Here is an 18,545-nt window from a genome sequence, read left to right as displayed (position 1 = left end):
GAGCGGTTCGTGCGAGACATCGCTGTATTCAGCGGTAGCGCCCACCCCGAGCTGGCCGAGGAGGTCACCGCGCATCTGGGCGTCCCCCTGAGCCCGGTGCGGGTCAACCGGTTCGCCAACGACTGCCTGGAGGTACAGCTCCAGGCCAACTGCCGTGAGCGTGACGTCTTCCTGATCCAGCCCCTGGTCACCCCGGTACAGGAGAACCTCGTCGAACTGCTGCTGATGTGCGACGCGGCCCGCGGCGCTTCGGCCGGTCGGATCACCGTGGTGATGCCGCACTACGCGTACGCCCGTTCGGACAAGAAGGACGCCCCGCGGATCTCCATCGGGGGACGCCTGGTGGCCGACCTGCTGGTGAACTCGGGAGCGAGCCGCGTACTGGCGCTGACCCTGCACTCACCGCAGGTGCACGGGTTCTTCTCCGTCCCGGTCGATCATCTGCACGCCCTGCGTGAGCTGGCCGAGCACTTCCGCGGCTACGACCTCTCCCGCACGACGGTCGTCTCGCCGGACCTCGGGAACGCCAAGGAGGCGGCGGCCTTCGCGCGCATGCTGGGCGCGCAGGTGGCGGCCGGAGCCAAGCAGCGCTTCGCCGACGACCGGGTGGCGATCAGCTCCGTCATCGGCGAGGTCGCGGGGCGCGACGTCATCGTCCTGGACGACGAGATCGCCAAGGGCAGCACCGTACTGGAACTCCTCGACCGCCTCCGCGAGTTGGGAGCCCGGTCGATCCGGGTGGCCTGTACGCACGGACTCTTCGCCGCGGGAGCGCTCAAGCGGCTGTCGGACCAGCCCGACGTGCTGGAGATCGTCTGCACGAACACCGTGCCGATACCGCCCCGAGAGCACACCGACAAGCTCACGGTCCTCTCGATCGCTCCCGCGCTGGCCGAGGCGATGCGGCGCATCCACAACGGCGAATCGGTGAGCGCGCTGTTCGACGCGACCTGAGCTCGCGGGGCAGTCCGTCTCAGTTCCAGGGCAGTTTCGCCCGCTGCTGCCAGTACGCCGCGGGCTCCTCCCGGAGCCCGGCGAGCCGCTCCAGCTGCTCCTCGCCGACGTCGGCCACGGCGGCGTGCAGATTCGCGGACAGCTGCAGGGCGGTCGCGGCGCCCGAGAGCACCACGGTCGCCCACGGACGGCTCAGGATCGCGGCGAGCGCGACGGCGTCCGCGGTCACGCCGGTCTCCTCCGCGATGTCGCGCAGCGGCGCGGGGGCCGCGCCGCCCGCGAGGCGGCCGTTGGCGACCGCCTCCTTGACGATCACGGCGAGCCCCGCCTCGTGGGCCTCCGCCAGCGCGCCGCCCGCCGACGGGTCCAGCAGGTTGTAGGTGCTCTGCACCGCGCGGAAGAGCGGCTCGCCGTCGACCGTGACCCCGAGTGCGGCGCGGATGGTGTCCGCCTGGGCGGGACCGCTCGTGGAGAACCCGATCGTCACACCCTCGGCCGCCAGCGCCGCCAGGCGGGCGTGCAGCTCCGTGTCGGCGAGGGCCGGGCTTTCGGCGGTCAGGGAGTGGATCTGGTAGAGGTCGAGCCGCTCCCCGAGCAGCATGCCGGTCTCGGTGCGCTGCCGGTCGAAGGTGGCGACGCCGTGGTCCTTGACCTCGTGCACCTCGGCGTCCGTGCGCCAGTCCGCGGTGTACGTGTACCCCCACTTGCTGCCGATCACCACATCCTGGACGGCGGGCCTGGCCCGCAGCCAGTCGGCGAGGAACGCCTCGGCGCGGCCGTAGGAGCGTGCGGTGTCGAAATAGCGCACGCCCTGGGCATAGGCGGCGTCCAGGAGTTCATGCGTACGGGCGAGCAGGGCTTCCGGGCTGCGGTCGCCCGGCAGATCCCGGTCGCGGCCGAGGTTGATGTAGCCGGGCCTGCCGACGGCTGCCAGGCCGAGTCCGATATGGGCCGTCGGGGTGGTCGCTGCCGTGAGGCGGGCGAAGGGCATCGGGGGCTCCCTGCGCGAGTCGGGGAATGCGGTCCCTGACACCCCTACCCACGATCACGCACGACAGCGCCCGGCCACCCCGGACGGAGGTGCGGGCGCTGTCGTTCCGGGGCCGGCCGGGCCGTGCCTACTTCTTCGCCGCCGCCCAGGCGTGCTGGACGACCAGATTCGCCTTGACCTCGACGAGCTGAGCGGCGACCGCCGACGGCGCGGTGCCCCCGCGGCCGTTGCGCGAGGCCAGCGCCCCGGGGACGTCGAGCACCGTACGGACCTCGGGTGTCAGATGCTCGGAGATCTTCGCGAACTGCTCGTCGGTGAGCTGGTCGAGCTCGATACCGTGCCGCTCGCACTCCTTGACGCACTCACCGGCCACCTCGTGCGCGACCCGGAACGGCACACCCTGCCTGACCAGCCACTCGGCGATGTCGGTCGCGAGCGAGAAGCCGGCGGGGGCCAGCTCCTCAAGCCGCTCACGGTGGACGGTCAGCGTCGCCATCATGCCGGTGAGGGCCGGGAGCAGGACCTCGAGCTGGTCGCAGGAGTCGATTACCGGCTCCTTGTCCTCCTGGAGGTCGCGGTTGTACGCGAGCGGCAGGGCCTTGAGCGTTGCCATCAGCCCCGTCAGGTTGCCGATCAGCCGCCCGGACTTGCCACGCGCCAGCTCCGCGATGTCCGGGTTCTTCTTCTGCGGCATGATCGACGAGCCGGTCGAGAAGGCGTCGTGGAGGGTGACGAAGGAGAACTCCTTCGTGTTCCAGATGATGATCTCCTCGGCGATCCGGGAGAGGTTGACGCCGATCATCGCCGTGATGAAGGCGAACTCGGCGGCGAAGTCGCGCGAGGCGGTGCCGTCGATCGAGTTGCCGGCCGAGCCCCGCTCGAACCCGAGGTCCGCGGCGACCGCTTCGGGGTCGAGCCCCAGCGACGACCCGGCAAGCGCCCCCGACCCGTACGGCGAGACCGCGGTGCGCTCGTCCCACTGGCGCAGCCGCTCGGCGTCCCGGGAGAGTGCCTGGGCGTGAGCCAGCACATGGTGGGCGAAGAGTACGGGCTGGGCGTGCTGGAGGTGGGTGCGGCCCGGCATCGCGACATCCGGGTGCGCCTCGGCGAGGCCGACCAGCGCGTCCTGGAATTCGGCGATCAGAGCGCCGATCGTCCGGGCGTGGTCACGCAGGTACATCCGGAAGAGGGTGGCGATCTGGTCGTTGCGGGACCGGCCTGCCCGCAGCTTGCCGCCGAGGTCGGGACCGACCTGCTCCAGGAGTCCTCGCTCCAGTGCGGTGTGGACGTCCTCGTCGGCGACGGTGCCGGTGAACGAGCCGTCGGCGACGTCCGCCGCCAGCCGGTCGAGGCCGTCGTGCATCCGGGCCAGTTCGTCCTCGGTGAGCAGCCCGGCCTTGTGCAGCGCGCGGGCGTGGGCGCGGGAACCGGCGATGTCGTACGGGGCGAGCCGCCAGTCGAAGTGGACGGACGCGGACAGCCGGGCCAGGGCCTCAGCGGGGCCGTCGGCGAAACGTCCGCCCCAGAGCCGGACGTCGCCGTTGCTGCTGCTCACTGTGTTGCTCCTCAAGACGGTGGCGGTACCGAACGCGATCGGTACACACGGGATGTGCGACGGCCTCCCCGCGCGGAGGTCCGGGGAGGCGGTTGCGCTGCAGGCCGGTTCAGGCCAGGTCGCGCTTGGCTGCGATCCTCGCGGGGAGGCCGAAGACGTCGATGAAGCCCTTTGCCCCGGACCGGTCGAAAGTATCGCCCGAGCCATAGGGCGCCGGGTTGAAGTCGTACAGCGACTCACTGGGCTTCCGGCCGGTGACGGTGGCGCGGCCACCGTGCTGCGCCGTCCGGCTGTCGCCGATGCCGTGACCGGCCGGCCTCGTCGACGGGACCGGCCGGGGCCCGTTCGAGCGGCGCGGACCGCGGTCCGCCGTGGACCGGCCCGCCCCAGCGACCGCGATGACCTCGGCACCCGCCTCCTCGGCGGTCCAGCCGATGGCCACGGAGGTGTCCTGGTCTCCCGAGTGGGCGAGTACGACGCGCTCAATCACGGGTTTCTCCTCACGGGGCAAGCACTCGGTGCGGGCGGTCGGCACGATCACCGATAGGCATAACTATGCAGTGACCCGTATGCTTTGTCAAAGCATCGGTGAGCGCCGCACACCGGTCCCACGGAGTGGAAACCCCCGCCCGCGGACAGCGCCGGGCCGATAATTTCCGCATGGGAAAGATCTACGAGCGCATAGACGGACGGTTGAGGACCTTCATCGAGGAACAGCACATCTTCTTCACCGCGACAGCCCCACTCGACAGGGAGGGGACGGTCAACCTCTCCCCCAAGGGGATCAGCGGCTCGCTCGCCGTCATCGACGAGCGGACCGTGGCCTATCTGGACTTCGCCGGGAGCAACGCGGAGACCATCGCCCACCTCAGGGAGAACGGGCGGATCACCCTGATGTGGTGTGCCTTCCAGGGGCCGCCCAGCATCGTGCGGGTACACGGCAGCGGCGAAGCCGTCTTCCGCGACGACCCGCGGTTCGCCGGGCTCCTCGGCCACTTCCCCGGCTCCGGCCACTCCAGGCACGGGCTGCGCGCGATCATCGTGGTGACCGCCGAACTGATCCGGGACACCTGTGGATTCGCGGTGCCGGACATGGCGTACGAGGGCGACCGGACACTGCACGCCCGACGCTTCGAGCGCGAGGACGACAACAGCCTCGGCGCGTACTTCGAGAAGAAGGAGCACGTCGCGACCAGTATCGACGGCCTTCCCGGACTGCCGCTTCCGCTGCCGCCCCTGACCGGAGCGAGCCGGAACGGCGCAGCGCCACCGCGGACGGACGCCGCATAGGCCCTGCCCGGACCACCGGGCCAGGAGGCCCACCCGAGCCCCTGCCGACCGGTCGCACGGCGCCGCGCCCGCGCACCAGCACCCCGGGACGAGACGGAGCGCACCGGGGCCGCCGGAAAAATTTTCGCCGTGACCCATGGACTGGAGGGGTCCATTCCGCTTACGTTCTAGACATGCCTGGACAGGTTCATAAGCATCATCGCATCTCACGCATCCTCGCCGAGGAGATCCGAGCCGGTGTGCACGCCGACGGCAGCAAGCTGCCGGGCGAGCACACCCTGCGCGAGCGTTTCGGGGTCAGCCGCACCACCGTGCGGCAGGCGCTGAACGAACTCGGCGAGCAGGGACTGATCGCCACCCACGCGGGGATCGGCTCGTTCGTCACGTTCGACGGCACGCCGCTGGACAACCGGCTCGGCTGGACCCAGGCCCTCGCCGACCGGGGCACCGAACTGACCACCGAGGTGCTGCGGTTCGAGACCGTCACCGATCAGCCGCTCGCCGCCGAACTCGGTCTGGCGGCCGCCGACTTCATCGCACTGGACCGGGTCAGGCGGCTGCCCGGCGGGCACGGCATCTCGCTGGAGCGCAGCCGCGTGCCCGCCGTGGGCGCGCTCGCCGGGCTGCCCGACCGGGGCCTGGAGGACGGTTCGCTGCACAAGGCGCTCGTCGCCGCGGGCCGGATCGCCGAATCGGGCGAGGCCAGGATCTCGGTCTCCGGCATCGATGTGCCGGATGCCGCCACGCTGCACCGGTCGCCCGGTGAGGCGTTCCTCCACCAGTCCCAGGTCTTCCGGGCGGCCGACGGCTCCGTCGTCGAACAGGTCACCAGCCTGCTCGACCCGTCCCGGTTCCAGTTGCACATCCGCACCACCGGCCGAGGAGGCCACGCATGACCGACCCACTCCTGCTCGACCGCGCCCTCGGCGCCTTCTACGGCCTCGCGCTCGGGGACGCCCTGGGCATGCCCACCCAGGTGATGTCCCGGGCGGACGTCGTACGGGTCTACGGCCGCGTCACCGGCTTCGAGCCCGCCCAGCACGACAACCCGGTCAGCGCCGGGATGCCTGCGGGCTCGGTCACCGACGACACCGATCAGGCGGTCATCGTGGGGCGGCTGCTCGTGGAGGGCGGCGGCCGCATCGACCCGCTGCGCTTCGCCGGTGAGCTGCTCGCCTGGGAGAAGGAGATGAAGGCCAAGGGCTCCTTCGATCTGCTCGGCCCCTCGACGAAGGCGGCGCTCGACGCCGTCGCCGGTGGCGCGGACCTGAAGGAGGCGGGCCGGTACGGGACGACCAACGGCGCCGCCATGCGCGTCGCCCCCGTCGGCATCGCGTCCGCCGTGGCGCCGCTGCCCCGCTTCCTCGACCGCGTGGTGGAGTCCTGCCAGGTCACGCACGACACGAACGTCGGCATCGCGGGAGCAGCGGCCGTCGCGGCAGCCGTGAGCACCGGTGTCGCGGGAGGTAGCCTGGACGACGCCTTCAAGGCGGCGGTCCTGGCGGCCCGTGAGGGATCCGCACGCGGCAACTGGATCGCCGGCGCGGACATCGCCGCCCGGATTATCTGGGCCCGCGAGCTGGTGCGCGGCCTGGACGAGGCGGAGGCACTCGACCGGGTCGTCGCGCTCATCGGCACCAGTGTCGCCAGCCAGGAGTCCGTCCCCGCGGCCTTCGCCGTCCTCGCGATGACCGGCGGCGACCCCTGGCGCAGCACCCTGCTGGCCGCCAACCTCGGCGGGGACAGCGACACCATCGGGGCCATCGCAGGCGCGGTCGCCGGGTCCGTGCACGGCCTGGCGGGGCTTCCCTCCGAAGCCGTACGCACACTCCGCACCGTCAACGGTCTCGCCCTGGAATCACTGACCGCCGAATTGCTCGCGCTCCGCTGAGCCCCGCACCCCAGACCCCCATCCGCAACGCACCGTGCAAGGAGGTTCCGTCATGGCCGCTTCAACGAAGAACGATCGCGTCGGCACCGTGGAGACCCGGGGTATCGAACCGGTCCCCGACAGCGAACGCCATGGCCATGCGGGCCAGATGTTCTGGACCTGGTTCGCCGCCAACATCTCGCTCCTCGGGCTGCCGCTCGGTGCGACGCTCGTCGCCTTCCGAGGCCTGAACATCTGGCAGGCGGCGCTGGTCGCCGTCGTGGGGGCGTTCGGCTCGTTCGCGCTGGTCGGCGCGTTGAGCATCGCGGGCCAGAAGGGCGGGGCCCCGGCGCTCACACTGTCCCGGGCGGTCTTCGGGCAGCGCGGGAACGCGGGCCCGACCCTGATCACCTGGCTGAGCCGGGTGGGCTGGGAGACGATCACGACGACCACCGCCGCTTACGCGCTTCTCGCGCTGCTCGGAGTCGCCTTCGGGGTGCACAAGAACGCCTTCCTCACGGTGGTCTGTCTGCTGGTCTTCATCGCCTGCACCCTGCTGATCAGCGGTCTCGGCCACGCCACCATCATGTGGATCAACAAGTGGGCCACGGTCCTCTTCGGCGTACTGAACCTGATCGTGATGGGTTTCCTGGTCGCGACCGTCGACTGGACGAAGGTGCTGCACGCGCCGTCCGGACCCACCAGCGGCGTCATCGCCGGGATCGGGTTCATCGCCGCGGGCACCGGCATCGGCTGGGCCAACGCCGGCGCGGACTACGCACGCTATCTGCCGCGCTCGGTACCGGGCTCCAGGCTGATCACGGCTTCCGCCTTCGGCGCCGGAATCCCGCTGGTGCTGCTGATCTCGCTCGGCTCACTGCTCACCGCGGGCGACCCGGCCCTCGCCACGGCGTCGGACCCCGTCGCCGCCATCAACGCGATGCTGCCTTCCTGGATGGCGATCCCGTATCTGATCGCGGCCTTCGGTGGTCTGCTGATGTCCAACCACCTCTCCACCTACTCGGCCGGCCTCACCATGATCACGCTGGGTCTGAAGGTGCCGCGGGCCGCCGCGGTGCTCGTCGACGTCGTCCTGATGTTCCTCGGCGGCATCTACTTCATGCTGATCGCAGGTGACTTCTACGGTCCGTTCTCCACCTTCCTGACCTTGCTGGCCGTGCCGATCTCGGCGTGGATCGGGGTGATCGCCGTGGACACGCTGCGCGGCCGCACCTACGACGAGGCGGCCCTGATGAACACCACCCGCACCAGCGCCTACTGGTACACCGGCGGCTTCCGGCTGCCCGCCGTCCTGGCCTGGGTCGCCGCGATCGTGGCCGGGCTCCTCTTCACCGAGGCGTCCACCGGCAAGAACGACGTCTGGTTCTCCGGACCGCTGGCCGGGAGCTGGTTCGGCACCAACGGGCTCGGCTGGGCCGTCTCCATGGCGGTCGGTGCCGCCGTCCACCTGCTGGCCGGGCGCCGCTCCACGGTGACCGCCGCCCCCGACCCCACCCTTGAGGAGGCCGTCCGATGAACCCCCGCCTGGTCCTCGCCGGAAACGTCATCGTCGATCTGGTCATCGAGATCCCCGCGCTGCCCGAGCGGGGCGGCGACGTCATCGGCTCGCACGCGTCCCGGACTGCCGGCGGCGGGTTCAACACCCTGGTCGCGGCCCGCAGGCTGGGTACGGACGCGGTGTACGCGGGGCTGCACGGCACGGGCCCGCACGGCGATCTCGTACGGGAGGCCCTGTCCACGGAGGGGGTGCGGACCGTGCTGCCGGTCCGCGAGGACGGCGACACCGGCTTCTGCGTCGCGCTGGTGGATGCCGGGGGCGAGCGGACGTTCGTGACCAGCTTCGGGGTCGACGCCAGGCTGACCGCGGCGGAACTGGCCGTCGTCACCGGACGGCTCAGGGACGGCGACATGGTCCAGCTGTCCGGGTACGGCCTGGTGATGCCCGTGAACGGCCCCCTCCTCTCCCGCTTCACCGCCGCGCTGCCGGCCGGGGTAACGGTCTGCTTCGACCCGGCTCCCCTGGTCGCGGACATCCCTCGTGAGGTCCTCGATCCGGTCCTCGCGCGGACCGACTGGCTCAGCTGCAACACCCGCGAGGGGCGGCTTCTGACCGGACACGGGGACCCGTACGAGGCCGCCGCCGTGCTGCGCGAGCGGCTCGCTCCCGGCGCGGGGGTGCTGGTGCGCGCCGACAAGGACGGCTGCTGGCTGGCGGTGCCCGGTGCGGAGCCGGTCCATGTGCCGGGTTTCCCGGTCGACGCGGTGGACAGCAACGGTGCGGGCGACGCCCATGTCGGGGCGTTCCTCGCCCTGTTGGGCCGTGGGCTCGACCCGCTGTCGGCGGCGCGCGGCGCCAACGCGTCGGCGGCCTGCGCCGTGACCCGGCGCGGGCCCGCGACCGCGCCGGACCTCACGGAACTGGTCGCGTTCCTCGGTGACGACCCGCTCGCCGAGCGGCTGGCCGTGCTGTCCGGTTGAGCCCCTTGAGCCTCCGCGCAGTCGATGTATGGACCACATAACGAGACGGGATTGCGGCGGAGTGCGCGAGCAGCGTTGCATCACACAGGTGCAGAACGAACAAGTGATCCAGGAAACCGGCGTCCCCGCCGACACCACGGGCTCCACCGACCGCGCCGCGCGCCGGGCGGTCACCGTCTTTCCCGTACTCGTCCTGGTGGCGGGGGCGATGGGCCTCGCCTCGCCGGGCACCTTCGCGGGGTGGAGCGACTCCGTCCCGTACCTGCTGGGCGTGGTCATGTTCTGCATGGGCCTGACCATGACCAAGGTGGATTTCCTGGGAGTGGCGAAGCGGCCCTGGGCCGTGGGGCTCGGGCTGGTCGCGCACTACGTGATCATGCCGGGCCTCGGCTGGCTGATCGCCCATGTCCTCGGCCTCTCCCCGCAGCTGGCGGCGGGCGTCATCCTGGTCGGCTGCGCCCCGAGCGGCACGGCCTCCAACGTCGTCACCTATCTGGCGCGCGGCGACGTCGCGCTCTCGGTATCGGTGGCCACCGTCTCGACCGTGCTGGCGCCGCTGGTCACGCCGCCGCTGACGCTGCTGCTTGCGGGCTCCTATCTGCCGGTCGACGCGGGCTCCATGATGAGCGACATCCTCAAGACGGTGCTGCTGCCGGTCCTCGCGGGTCTCACCGTGCGCTTCCTGGCGGGCCGTTACGTGGACCGGGTGCTGGGCGCGCTCCCCTGGCTGTCCGCCCTCACGGTGGCGGTCATCGTCGCGGTCGTGGTCGGGGGAAGTGCGGCCGCGATCAAGTCGGCGGCGGCGATGGTGCTGCTTGCCGTCGTCCTGCACAACGGCCTGGGACTGCTGCTCGGTTACGGAGCGGGCAAGGCGGCCGGTCTCGGGAAGCCGGGGAGCAGGGCGATGGCCTTCGAGGTCGGTATGCAGAATTCGGGCCTCGCGGCCTCACTGGCCACCGCGCACTTCAGCCCGCTGGCCGCACTGCCCGCGGCGATCTTCTCGGTCTGGCACAACGTGTCGGGTGCGCTGGTCGCGGCCTGGATGTCGTACCGGTCCCGCAAGGCCGGATCCGCCTGAGGGGCGGCCCCGCTGGACCGTACGGAGCAGCCGCGCGAGCGGTCCGCTCCGGCCCCGCATACGGTCCGGACCATGCGCGGATTCCTGGTGACGGGGACGGTTCTGCTGGCCGTCGGATGTTCACTCGCGGCGCGGCCCGCCGGGGCCGGGCCGCTGCCGGAACGGCTCGCCGACACCGGTGGGGGCTCCCAGCTGATCACCGCACAGGCCGCGTCGCTCCATGCCACCACCGGCACGGTGACCTGGTGGGACCTGCGTGGCGGCAGCTGGCGGGAGACCGGGTCCGCGGCCGCCCGGTTCGGGGCGAAGGGCCTTGCCGAGGGCGCGACGCGCAGACAGGGCACGGACACCACACCCACCGGGATCTACGGCCTGCCCTACGCGTTCGGGAACAGAGCGGCCCCCGCGGGCACCCGTTACCCGTACCGGTCGGTCGACAAGGACTCGTGGTGGTGCGAGGACAACGCGTCCCGTGCGTACAACCGCTGGGTGGATCCGCGGCCCGCGGACTGCCGCGCGGGTGAGGCGGAGCGGCTGAGCAGCTATCCCACGCAGTACGCGCGGGCGCTCGTCATCGGGTTCAACTACTCCCGGCCGGTACGCGGCCGGGGCGCCGGGATCTTTCTGCACGTCAACGGCCGCGGTGCGACCGCCGGCTGTGTGTCCGTACCGGCGGCCGCGGTCGACCGGATCCTCACCTGGGCGGATCCGGGGCGCAGTCCGCACATCGCGATCGGCACGCGGTCCGGGCCGACCGCCCTGAGCCGCTACTGAGCGCCGTACGGGCGATGCCGCCGTGCTCTCAGCGCGGGTTCTGGGCCAGTCGCAGCAGATGGTCCGCGAGCGCCTGCCCGCCCGCCGGGTCCCTGCTGATCAGCATCAGCGTGTCGTCCCCCGCGATCGTGCCGAGGATGTCGTGCAGTTCGGCCTGGTCGATGGCCGACGCGAGGAACTGGGCCGCGCCGGGCGGCGTGCGCAGCACCACCAGGTTGGCCGAGGCCTCCGCCGAGATCAGCAGTTCGGATGAGAGCCTGCGCATCCGCTCCTCCTTGGCCGACTCGCCGAGCGGCGCCTGAGGCGTGCGGTATCCGCCCTCGCTGGGCACCGCGTAGATCAGCTCACCACCGGTGTTGCGGATCTTCACCGCGCCCAGTTCGTCGAGGTCACGGGAGAGCGTCGCCTGGGTGACGCTCAGCCCGTCGTCGGCGAGGAGCCTGGCGAGCTGGCTCTGCGAACGCACTGGCTGCCGGTTCAGGATGTCCACGATCCGGCGGTGGCGGGCGGTCCGGGTCTGCGGCACGGACGGCCCCCCGTGCTCGGCGTCGTGTGCCTCGTGATCGGTCTGCTGCGCCTCGGTCATCGTCGCCTCATTCTGCGGATCACTCTTCCCCGTTGGCCTGGTCGAGAACGCCGGGCAGCGCCCGGAGGAACGCGTCCACGTCGTGGTCACCGATGATCAGCGGCGGCATCAGCCGTACGACATCGGGGCCGGTCACGTTCACCAGGAATCCTGCGTCCTGAGCCGCCTGCTGCACCCGGTGCGCGCGGGACTCGGTGAGCACGATACCCAGCAGCAGCCCGGCGCCGCGGACCTGGCCGACCAGCGGGTGTCCCAGGCCTTCGATTCCGGTCCGCAGCTTCTCTCCCGTGCGCTTCACCCGGTCGAGGATTCCGTCCGCGGCGATCGTGTCGAGCACGGCGAGTCCGGCGGCGCACGCCACCGGGTTGCCGCCGAAGGTGGAGCCGTGCTGACCGGGGTTCAGCAGCTCGGCGGCCGCGCCGAAGGCCACGGCCGCGCCCAGCGGGAGCCCCCCGCCGAGGCCCTTGGCGAGCGTGACGACGTCGGGGTCGACCCCGTCGTGCGCCTGGTGCTCGAACCAGTGGCCGGTGCGCCCGATCCCGGTCTGCACCTCGTCGAGCACCAGCAGGGTGCCGGTGGCCCGGGTGATCTCGCGGGCGGCCGTGAGGTAGCCGGCCGGCGGGACGACAGCGCCGTTCTCGCCCTGGATCGGTTCGATGATCACGAAGGCGGTGTTCTCCGTGACGACCGCGCGCAGGGCTTCCGCGTCACCGTACGGAACATGGGTGACCACACCGGGCAGCGGCTCGAACCCGTTCTGCTTGCCGGGCTGCCCGGTGAGCGAGAGCGCGCCCATCGTCCGGCCGTGGAAAGCGCCCTGGGTGGCGACCATGTGCGTACGCCCGGTGAGCCGGCCGATCTTGAAGACGGCCTCGTTGGCCTCGGCCCCGGAGTTGGCGAAGTACACCCGCCCGTCGCGCCCGAAGACCTGGAGCAGCCGTTCGGCGAGCGCGACGGGCGGTTCGGCGATGTAGAGGTTGGAGACGTGGCCGAGCGAGGCGATCTGCCGTGAGACCGCCTCGACGACCGCGGGATGGGCGTGACCCAGCGCGTTGACCGCGATGCCGCCGACGAAGTCGGTGTACGCGGTCCCGTCGGCGTCCCACACGGTGGCGCCCTCGCCACGGACCAGCGAGAGCTTCGGTGTGCCGTAGTTGTCCATCAGAGCGCCCTGCCAGCGCTGTGCGAGTTCCTGGTTCGTCATGACTCCCCCTCAGTGGCGCCGTCGGTGTCTGTCTCTGTGTCCGGCACGACCATCGTGCCGATTCCCTCGTCGGTGAAGATCTCCAGCAGGATCGAGTGCTGGACCCGCCCGTCGATGACGCGGGCCGTGTTGACGCCGTTGCGTACGGCGAAGAGGCAGCCCTGCATCTTGGGGACCATGCCGCTGGCGAGCTCCGGGAGGAGCTTCTCCAGCTGCTTGGCCGTGAGCCTGCTGATGACGTCGTCGCTGTTCGGCCAGTCCTCGTAGAGGCCTTCGACGTCGGTGAGGACCATCAGCGTCTCGGCGTTCAGCGCGGCCGCGAGAGCTGCGGCCGCCGTGTCGGCGTTGACGTTGAAGACATGGTGGTCGTCGGCGCTGCGTGCGATGGAGGACACGACGGGGATGCGGCCGTCGTCGAGCAGCGCGTCGATCGCGCCGATGTCGATGCCGGTGATCTCACCGACCCTGCCGATGTCGACGGCCTCGCCGTCGATCTGCGGGAAGTGCTGGACCGCGGTGATCGTGTTGGCGTCCTCGCCGGTCATCCCGACGGCGAACGGGCCGTGCTGGTTGAGCAGTCCGACGAGTTCGCGCTGGACCTGGCCCGCGAGGACCATACGTACGACGTCCATCGCCTCCGGCGTCGTCACGCGCAGTCCGGCCTTGAACTCGCTGACCAGGCCGTGCCGGTCGAGCTGCGCGCTGATCTGCGGGCCGCCGCCGTGCACGACGACCGGCCTGAGTCCGGCGTGCCGCAGGAAGACGACGTCCTGCGCGAAGGCGGCCTTCAGCTCCTCGTCGACCATGGCGTTGCCGCCGAACTTGATGACGACGGTCTTGCCGTGGTGGCGCGTCAGCCAGGGCAGCGCTTCGATGAGTGTCTGGGCCTTGGGGAGCGCGGTGTGCTTTCGCGCGCTCATGAGCTGTACGCGCTGTTCTCGTGGACGTAGTCCGCGGTGAGGTCGTTGGCCCAGATCACGGCCGACTCGGCGCCCGCTGCCAGGTCTGCGGTGATCTTCACCTCCCGGTACCTCATGTCGACGAGCTCGCGGTCCTCGCCGACGGAGCCCTTCTTGCAGACCCAGACGCCGTTGATGGCGACGTTGAGCTCGTCGGGCTCGAAGGCCGCGGCGGTGGTACCGATCGCCGAGAGCACCCGGCCCCAGTTTGGGTCCTCGCCGTGGATGGCGCACTTGAGAAGGTTGTTACGGGCGATGGAGCGGCCGACCTCGACGGCGTCGTCCTCCGTCGCGGCGTTGACCACCTCGATCCGGATGTCCTTGCTGGCGCCCTCGGCGTCGCCGATCAGCTGGCGGGCCAGGTCGGCGCAGACGGTGCGGACGGCCTCGGCGAACAACTCGTAACCGGGCGCTACTCGGGAGGCTCCGGAGGCGAGCAGCAGAACTGTGTCGTTGGTGGACATGCAGCCGTCGGAGTCGACCCGGTCGAAGGTCGTCCGGGTGGCGGCGCGCAGCGCCCTGTCGAGGGCCGCGCTGTCCAGGTCGGCGTCGGTGGTGAGCACGACGAGCATGGTGGCGAGGCCGGGGGCGAGCATGCCGGCACCCTTGGCCATTCCGCCGACGCTCCAGCCGTCCCCGCCGGCGACAGCGGTCTTGTGGACGGTGTCGGTGGTCTTGATGGCGATGGCGGCCTTCTCGCCGCCGTGCGTCGAGAGTTCGGCTGCGGCCTTCTCGATGCCGGGCAGCAGCTTGTCCATGGGCAGCGGCAGACCGATGAGCCCGGTCGACGCGACGGCCACCTCGCCGGCGTTGCCGCCGAGTACCCCGGCCGCCTTCTCGGCGGTGGCGTGGGTGTCCTGGAAGCCCCTCGGTCCGGTACAGGCGTTGGCGCCACCGGAGTTGAGGACCACAGCTCCGACGGCCCCGCCCTTGAGTACCTGCTCGGACCAGAGCACCGGCGCGGCCTTGACGCGGTTGGAGGTGAAGACACCCGCGGCGGCCAGGCGGGGGCCGGTGTTGACCACGAGGGCCAGGTCCGGTCCGCCGATCTCCTTGATCCCGGCGGCGATACCCGCGGCCGTGAATCCCTTCGCTGCCGTGACGCTCACTGCATCTCCTCGTTCGCCCCGCCGCTGTGGCGGCTCGTATCACTGCCGGCCGCGCTGCGCGGCGGCGCGGCCTCCGTCCGTGGGTGCCTGCCGATGGCTGTGCGTCCGCCGCTCACGGCGCCACTCCGACCGTGGAGAGCCCTCGGCCCTCGGGAAGTCCGAGTGCGATGTTCATGCTCTGCAGGGCACCGCCCGCGGTGCCCTTGGCGAGGTTGTCGATGGCGCTGATGGCGACGATCCGCCCGGCGGCCGCGTCGTACGCGACCTGGATCTGTACGGCGTTGGAGCCGTACACAGCACCGGTCGACGGCCACAGCCCCTCCGGCAGGAGCTCGGTGAAAGGCTCGTCCGCGAAGGCCTTCTCGTACGCGGCACGGACGGCGTCGGCGCTCACACCGGGCTTCGCCTTCGCGGTGCAGGTGGCGAGGATGCCGCGCGGCATGGGAGCGAGGGTCGGCGTGAACGAGACGGTGACCGGTTCACCGGCGACCGCGCTGAGGTTCTGGATCATCTCGGGGGTGTGCCGGTGGCCGCCGCCGACACCGTAGGGCGACATCGAGCCCATCACCTCGGAACCGAGCAGGTGCGGCTTGGCCGCCTTGCCCGCGCCGGACGTACCGGACGCGGCGACGATCACCGCTTCGGGCTCGGCGAGGCCGGCCGCGTAGGCGGGGAAGAGCGCGAGGGACACCGCTGTCGGGTAGCAGCCGGGAACGGCGATCCGCTTCGATCCGGCGAGCCCGGTCCGCCCCCCGGGGAGCTCGGGCAGACCGTACGGCCAGGTTCCCGCGTGCGGAGAGCCGTAGAACCGCTCCCAGTCCCCGGCGTCCTTCAGCCGGAAGTCGGCACCCATGTCGACGACCAGGACATCGTCACCGAGCTGGTCGGCGACGGCGGCGGACTGCCCGTGCGGCAGGGCGAGAAAGACGACGTCGTGACCGGCGAGGACATCCGCCGTGGTGGGCTGGAGCACCCGCCCGGCCAGTGGCCGCAGGTGCGGCTGAAGGCCGCCGAGCGCCTGGCCCGCGTTGGAGTTGCCGGTGAGCGCACCGATCTCGACATCCGGGTGGCCGATGAGCAGGCGGAGGAGCTCCCCGCCGGCGTATCCGCTTGCTCCTGCCACTGCTGCACGTACCGCCATCGAATCCTCCTCGTCGAGGGCATGACTATACGCAAGCATGCACTTTTATGCAACGCGTCGGGGGTGGCCGTTACGGGTCACTGTGACTGAGCAATTCAGTTGGCGGATGAGCGGTGCGGTTGGCGAGATGGAGCAGTCCGGATGGCGCCGCACAGCAATCCGCCTGGTCGTCGACTGTCGCCGGATACTTCGATCAGTCCGGGCCCGTCGAGCCGCACGACCTGGCGAAGGCGCGCCCGGACTCGAACACGTAGGCCCGGTACCGGGAACCGCCTGAGGCACCACCGGTCAAGGCAGCGCGGAAGCCCCGGACCAGAAGCCCGGGACGGGCACCTCCGCTCGCGTCGGACGGTTGTCAGCCCAGGTTCCGGGCCCGGTGGCGGCGCGCGATAAGGAGCGCGCCCGCCCCCGTGACCACTGCCGCGGCAGCCGCGCCCGTGATCGGCAGTGTCGAGGAGCCGGTCTCTGCCAGCTTGCCGCCGTTCGACGACGTTCCGTCGTCACCGGTCGACGACGACCCGCCGGCCGAGCCAGCGGTCGAGCCGCCCGTCGAACCGTTCGAGCCACTGGTCGAGCCGCCCGTCGAACTGTCTGAGCCACTGGTCGAGCCGCCCGTCGAGCCGGTCGACCCCCCGCCCGTGACGTCCAGCGTGATGTCGGCCTTGTCGTTGGCCTTGTTGTGGTCGAACGGCCGCAGTTGGGTGGTCAGTGCGATCGAACCCTTGGCGCCCGCGATCCGCTTGTCGATTTTCAGCTTGAAGGTGTAGACCATTTGGGCGTCCTCAGCCATGTACGGACCGAGGTGCGGGGGGCAGCGATACGTCCCGCCCTCGGCGTGGCAGTAGTAGTCGCGCTTGACGACCGAGGTTCCGGCGGGAGGCGTGATCATGATCTGGACGTCCTGCTCCGCTTCGTCTTCCAGAAGCCAGGCGGGCCCGGCGTTGGCGAACTTCACCTTCATCGTCACCGTGTCACCGACCCTCCCCCTCAACGCGGCACCCGTCACCTGGTAGTCAGCCGTGTTGACTGAGGTGATCGACACATCGACACGTTTCGCGGAGCCCTCGCGCCCGGCCTGTTTTTCGACCATTTTCACCGCCGGCGCGGTCCCCGCCACCGACGGTTCTCCGTTCTCGTCGTCCATCGGGGCGCCGCCGTCCCCGACCTCCACGTGCAGCTCGTCGTGGTACGCGCGGTCCAGTGCCTCGACACGGAGAGGTTTCTCGGGCGTGTAGACGACGCCCGGCTCCACCGCCTGGTCGAACGCGCACGTCGCGGTCCAGGTCTCGGGCATCTCGTCGTAGGACCTGATGTGCTGTACACGGCAATTGGAGGGAACGTCCATGAAGTCGAGCCCCCGGGTGACGGAATAGGAGACCCACATCTTCCCGGCGGTCCCGCCCTTGTTCGCCACGGTGACCGGCAGGTCGAAGGTGCCCCCCGGTTTCAACCCGTGGATCGGCTCGATGCCTCCGACGACCAGTTCGGGTGCGGTTCCATCGCCGAAGGCGGCGGGGGCCGCGGCGAGCACGAACAGGCCGGCAGCGCCGAGGGCCGCGGCAGCGGCGGCACGACGGTTGTGTGGGGGTATCGGCATGGAGAGGCCCTCTGCTGGGATGCGGGTAAACGGACGGTGCCTTCGGGGAGAACGGTCCTTCGATTGCTAGACCCTTGCCGATCTCGAACGGTTGTACGTCAAGTGCCACCTCTGCCTCGGGATCACACTTGCCGGAAGCCGTGAGCCCCGCCCCGATGTCAGCACCGATGGGCCGGCGCGAGGTCGCCGGAGACGGATCGGTGCCCACCGGCTGAGCCACAGTGGCCCGCCAACTGACGTGCTCACCCGCCGGATGAAGCACTCGGTCTCAGTCGCCGACGAGTGGCCGTCCGGGCTCCGGTCGCGGGCCGTATCGCCACCGGGTCGCGTGCAGTTGCCGCACGCGTCGCGGCAGCCGGGCCAGGGCCGCCCCGGACGCGCTCCCCGGCGTCGCCCGGTACACGATGATCACCCACCGGTACAGTCAGCCGAGCTGCTCGGCCAGTGCGACGATGATGCCGTCGGGGCCGCGGACGTAGCAGAGCCGGTAACTGTCCTCCTACTGCTCCAGCCCCCCGACGAGTTCGGCGCCGTGGGTGCGCAGACGGGCGATGACGTCCTCAACGCCTTCGACGGCGAACATGATGCTGCGGATGCCCAGCGTGTTCGCCGGTGCGTTCGCGGGCTCGGCACCGACCGCCGCAGGTGTGCGGAACTTCGTCAGCTCAAGCCGGCCGTGGCCGTCCGGGGTCCGCATCATCGCGACATCGACCCGCACGTCGTCGAGCCCGACGACACGGTCCGCCCAGCCTCCCCCGACCGGCGCCTCACCCTCCAGCTCCATACCGAGCTCGACGAAGAACGCCGTAGCAGCCCCAAGATCGTGGACAACCACCCCGACGTGGTCCATCCGCTGAATCGTCATACCCGGCCTCCTCGGTGCGGTGCGGCCACCGAGGCCCACCTGCCCTGGGACGGTGCAGCCGGGCCTCTCTCGA

The 18,545-nt window shown here is 70.9% G+C and carries 17 protein-coding genes and 1 pseudogene; 8 read left to right on the top strand and 10 right to left on the bottom strand.

The genetic code is table 11. From position 1 onward, the window contains the following. Positions 1–9 precede the first annotated feature (9 nt). Entirely contained in the window at positions 10–954 is a 945-nt protein-coding gene (locus tag OG584_RS29250; RefSeq protein ID WP_405782312.1) for a ribose-phosphate diphosphokinase, read from the top strand. A gap of 19 nt (positions 955–973) precedes the next feature. Here the strand turns inward: OG584_RS29250 and OG584_RS29245 are convergent, their stop codons facing one another. The 3 genes from OG584_RS29245 to OG584_RS29235 all read right to left on the bottom strand — a co-directional run bounded on the left by OG584_RS29245 (position 974) and on the right by OG584_RS29235 (position 3,990). Then, positions 974–1,945: an aldo/keto reductase gene (locus OG584_RS29245; protein ID WP_405782310.1), complete on the bottom strand. Its 972-nt coding sequence runs from the start codon at positions 1,943–1,945 to the stop codon at positions 974–976. A 127-nt stretch (positions 1,946–2,072) separates the two neighbouring features. Continuing rightward, complete coding sequence (gene argH / locus OG584_RS29240) at positions 2,073–3,500, bottom strand: argininosuccinate lyase (protein WP_405782308.1); 1,428 nt, start codon at positions 3,498–3,500, stop codon at positions 2,073–2,075. 109 nt (positions 3,501–3,609) lie between these two features. Continuing rightward, positions 3,610–3,990: a hypothetical protein gene (locus OG584_RS29235; RefSeq protein ID WP_405782307.1), complete on the bottom strand. Its 381-nt coding sequence runs from the start codon at positions 3,988–3,990 to the stop codon at positions 3,610–3,612. A 170-nt stretch (positions 3,991–4,160) separates the two neighbouring features. Between OG584_RS29235 and OG584_RS29230 the strand changes: the two genes are divergently transcribed. The 7 genes from OG584_RS29230 (at position 4,161) to OG584_RS29200 (ending at position 11,011) form a co-directional block, all read left to right on the top strand. Beyond that, the gene (locus tag OG584_RS29230; protein WP_405782305.1) at positions 4,161–4,790 is read left to right on the top strand and encodes a pyridoxamine 5'-phosphate oxidase family protein; all 630 of its coding nucleotides are present in this window, start codon (positions 4,161–4,163) and stop codon (positions 4,788–4,790) included. A 173-nt stretch (positions 4,791–4,963) separates the two neighbouring features. Beyond that, the gene (locus tag OG584_RS29225; protein WP_405782303.1) at positions 4,964–5,686 is read left to right on the top strand and encodes a GntR family transcriptional regulator; all 723 of its coding nucleotides are present in this window, start codon (positions 4,964–4,966) and stop codon (positions 5,684–5,686) included. Continuing rightward, positions 5,683–6,681: an ADP-ribosylglycohydrolase family protein gene (locus tag OG584_RS29220; RefSeq protein WP_405782301.1), complete on the top strand. Its 999-nt coding sequence runs from the start codon at positions 5,683–5,685 to the stop codon at positions 6,679–6,681. Before OG584_RS29225 ends, OG584_RS29220 begins: the two co-directional genes overlap by 4 nt. Before the next feature lie 52 nt (positions 6,682–6,733). Further along, complete coding sequence (locus OG584_RS29215; protein WP_405782300.1) at positions 6,734–8,197, top strand: purine-cytosine permease family protein; 1,464 nt, start codon at positions 6,734–6,736, stop codon at positions 8,195–8,197. Next, positions 8,194–9,159, top strand: coding sequence for a PfkB family carbohydrate kinase (locus OG584_RS29210; RefSeq protein WP_405782299.1), 966 nt, complete (start codon positions 8,194–8,196; stop codon positions 9,157–9,159). The genes OG584_RS29215 and OG584_RS29210 overlap by 4 nt, the downstream gene beginning before the upstream one ends. 88 nt (positions 9,160–9,247) lie before the next feature. Next, entirely contained in the window at positions 9,248–10,237 is a 990-nt protein-coding gene (locus tag OG584_RS29205; protein WP_405782298.1) for a bile acid:sodium symporter family protein, read from the top strand. 72 nt (positions 10,238–10,309) lie between these two features. After that, positions 10,310–11,011: a L,D-transpeptidase gene (locus OG584_RS29200; RefSeq protein WP_405782296.1), complete on the top strand. Its 702-nt coding sequence runs from the start codon at positions 10,310–10,312 to the stop codon at positions 11,009–11,011. A 28-nt stretch (positions 11,012–11,039) separates the two neighbouring features. Here the strand turns inward: OG584_RS29200 and OG584_RS29195 are convergent, their stop codons facing one another. The 7 genes and pseudogenes from OG584_RS29195 to OG584_RS29165 all read right to left on the bottom strand — a co-directional run bounded on the left by OG584_RS29195 (position 11,040) and on the right by OG584_RS29165 (position 18,472). Then, complete coding sequence (locus tag OG584_RS29195; protein WP_405782294.1) at positions 11,040–11,597, bottom strand: arginine repressor; 558 nt, start codon at positions 11,595–11,597, stop codon at positions 11,040–11,042. Between the two features lie 19 nt (positions 11,598–11,616). Further along, a complete protein-coding gene (locus tag OG584_RS29190; protein ID WP_405782292.1) occupies positions 11,617–12,801 on the bottom strand; it encodes an acetylornithine transaminase in 1,185 nt (394 codons plus the stop codon). Next, positions 12,798–13,721, bottom strand: a complete 924-nt coding sequence (gene argB, locus OG584_RS29185) for an acetylglutamate kinase (RefSeq protein WP_405782290.1) — start codon at positions 13,719–13,721, stop codon at positions 12,798–12,800. Before argB ends, OG584_RS29190 begins: the two co-directional genes overlap by 4 nt. After that, the gene (gene argJ, locus OG584_RS29180; protein WP_405782288.1) at positions 13,718–14,869 is read right to left on the bottom strand and encodes a bifunctional glutamate N-acetyltransferase/amino-acid acetyltransferase ArgJ; all 1,152 of its coding nucleotides are present in this window, start codon (positions 14,867–14,869) and stop codon (positions 13,718–13,720) included. Before argJ ends, argB begins: the two co-directional genes overlap by 4 nt. A gap of 112 nt (positions 14,870–14,981) precedes the next feature. Continuing rightward, entirely contained in the window at positions 14,982–16,010 is a 1,029-nt protein-coding gene (gene argC, locus OG584_RS29175) for an N-acetyl-gamma-glutamyl-phosphate reductase (protein WP_405782287.1), read from the bottom strand. A 355-nt stretch (positions 16,011–16,365) separates the two neighbouring features. Next, on the bottom strand, positions 16,366–17,607 hold the full coding sequence (locus tag OG584_RS29170) for a hypothetical protein (RefSeq protein ID WP_405782286.1): 1,242 nt from the start codon (positions 17,605–17,607) through the stop codon (positions 16,366–16,368). A gap of 424 nt (positions 17,608–18,031) precedes the next feature. Further along, positions 18,032–18,472 (bottom strand): annotated as a pseudogene (locus OG584_RS29165) (VOC family protein). Positions 18,473–18,545: the final 73 nt, after the last annotated feature.

Source organism: Streptomyces sp. NBC_00859 (assembly GCF_045161865.1).
Taxonomy (GTDB): Bacteria; Actinomycetota; Actinomycetes; order Streptomycetales; family Streptomycetaceae; genus Streptomyces.
Note: the sequence above shows the minus strand (reverse complement) of the source record. Positions and strands in the feature narration are given on the sequence as shown.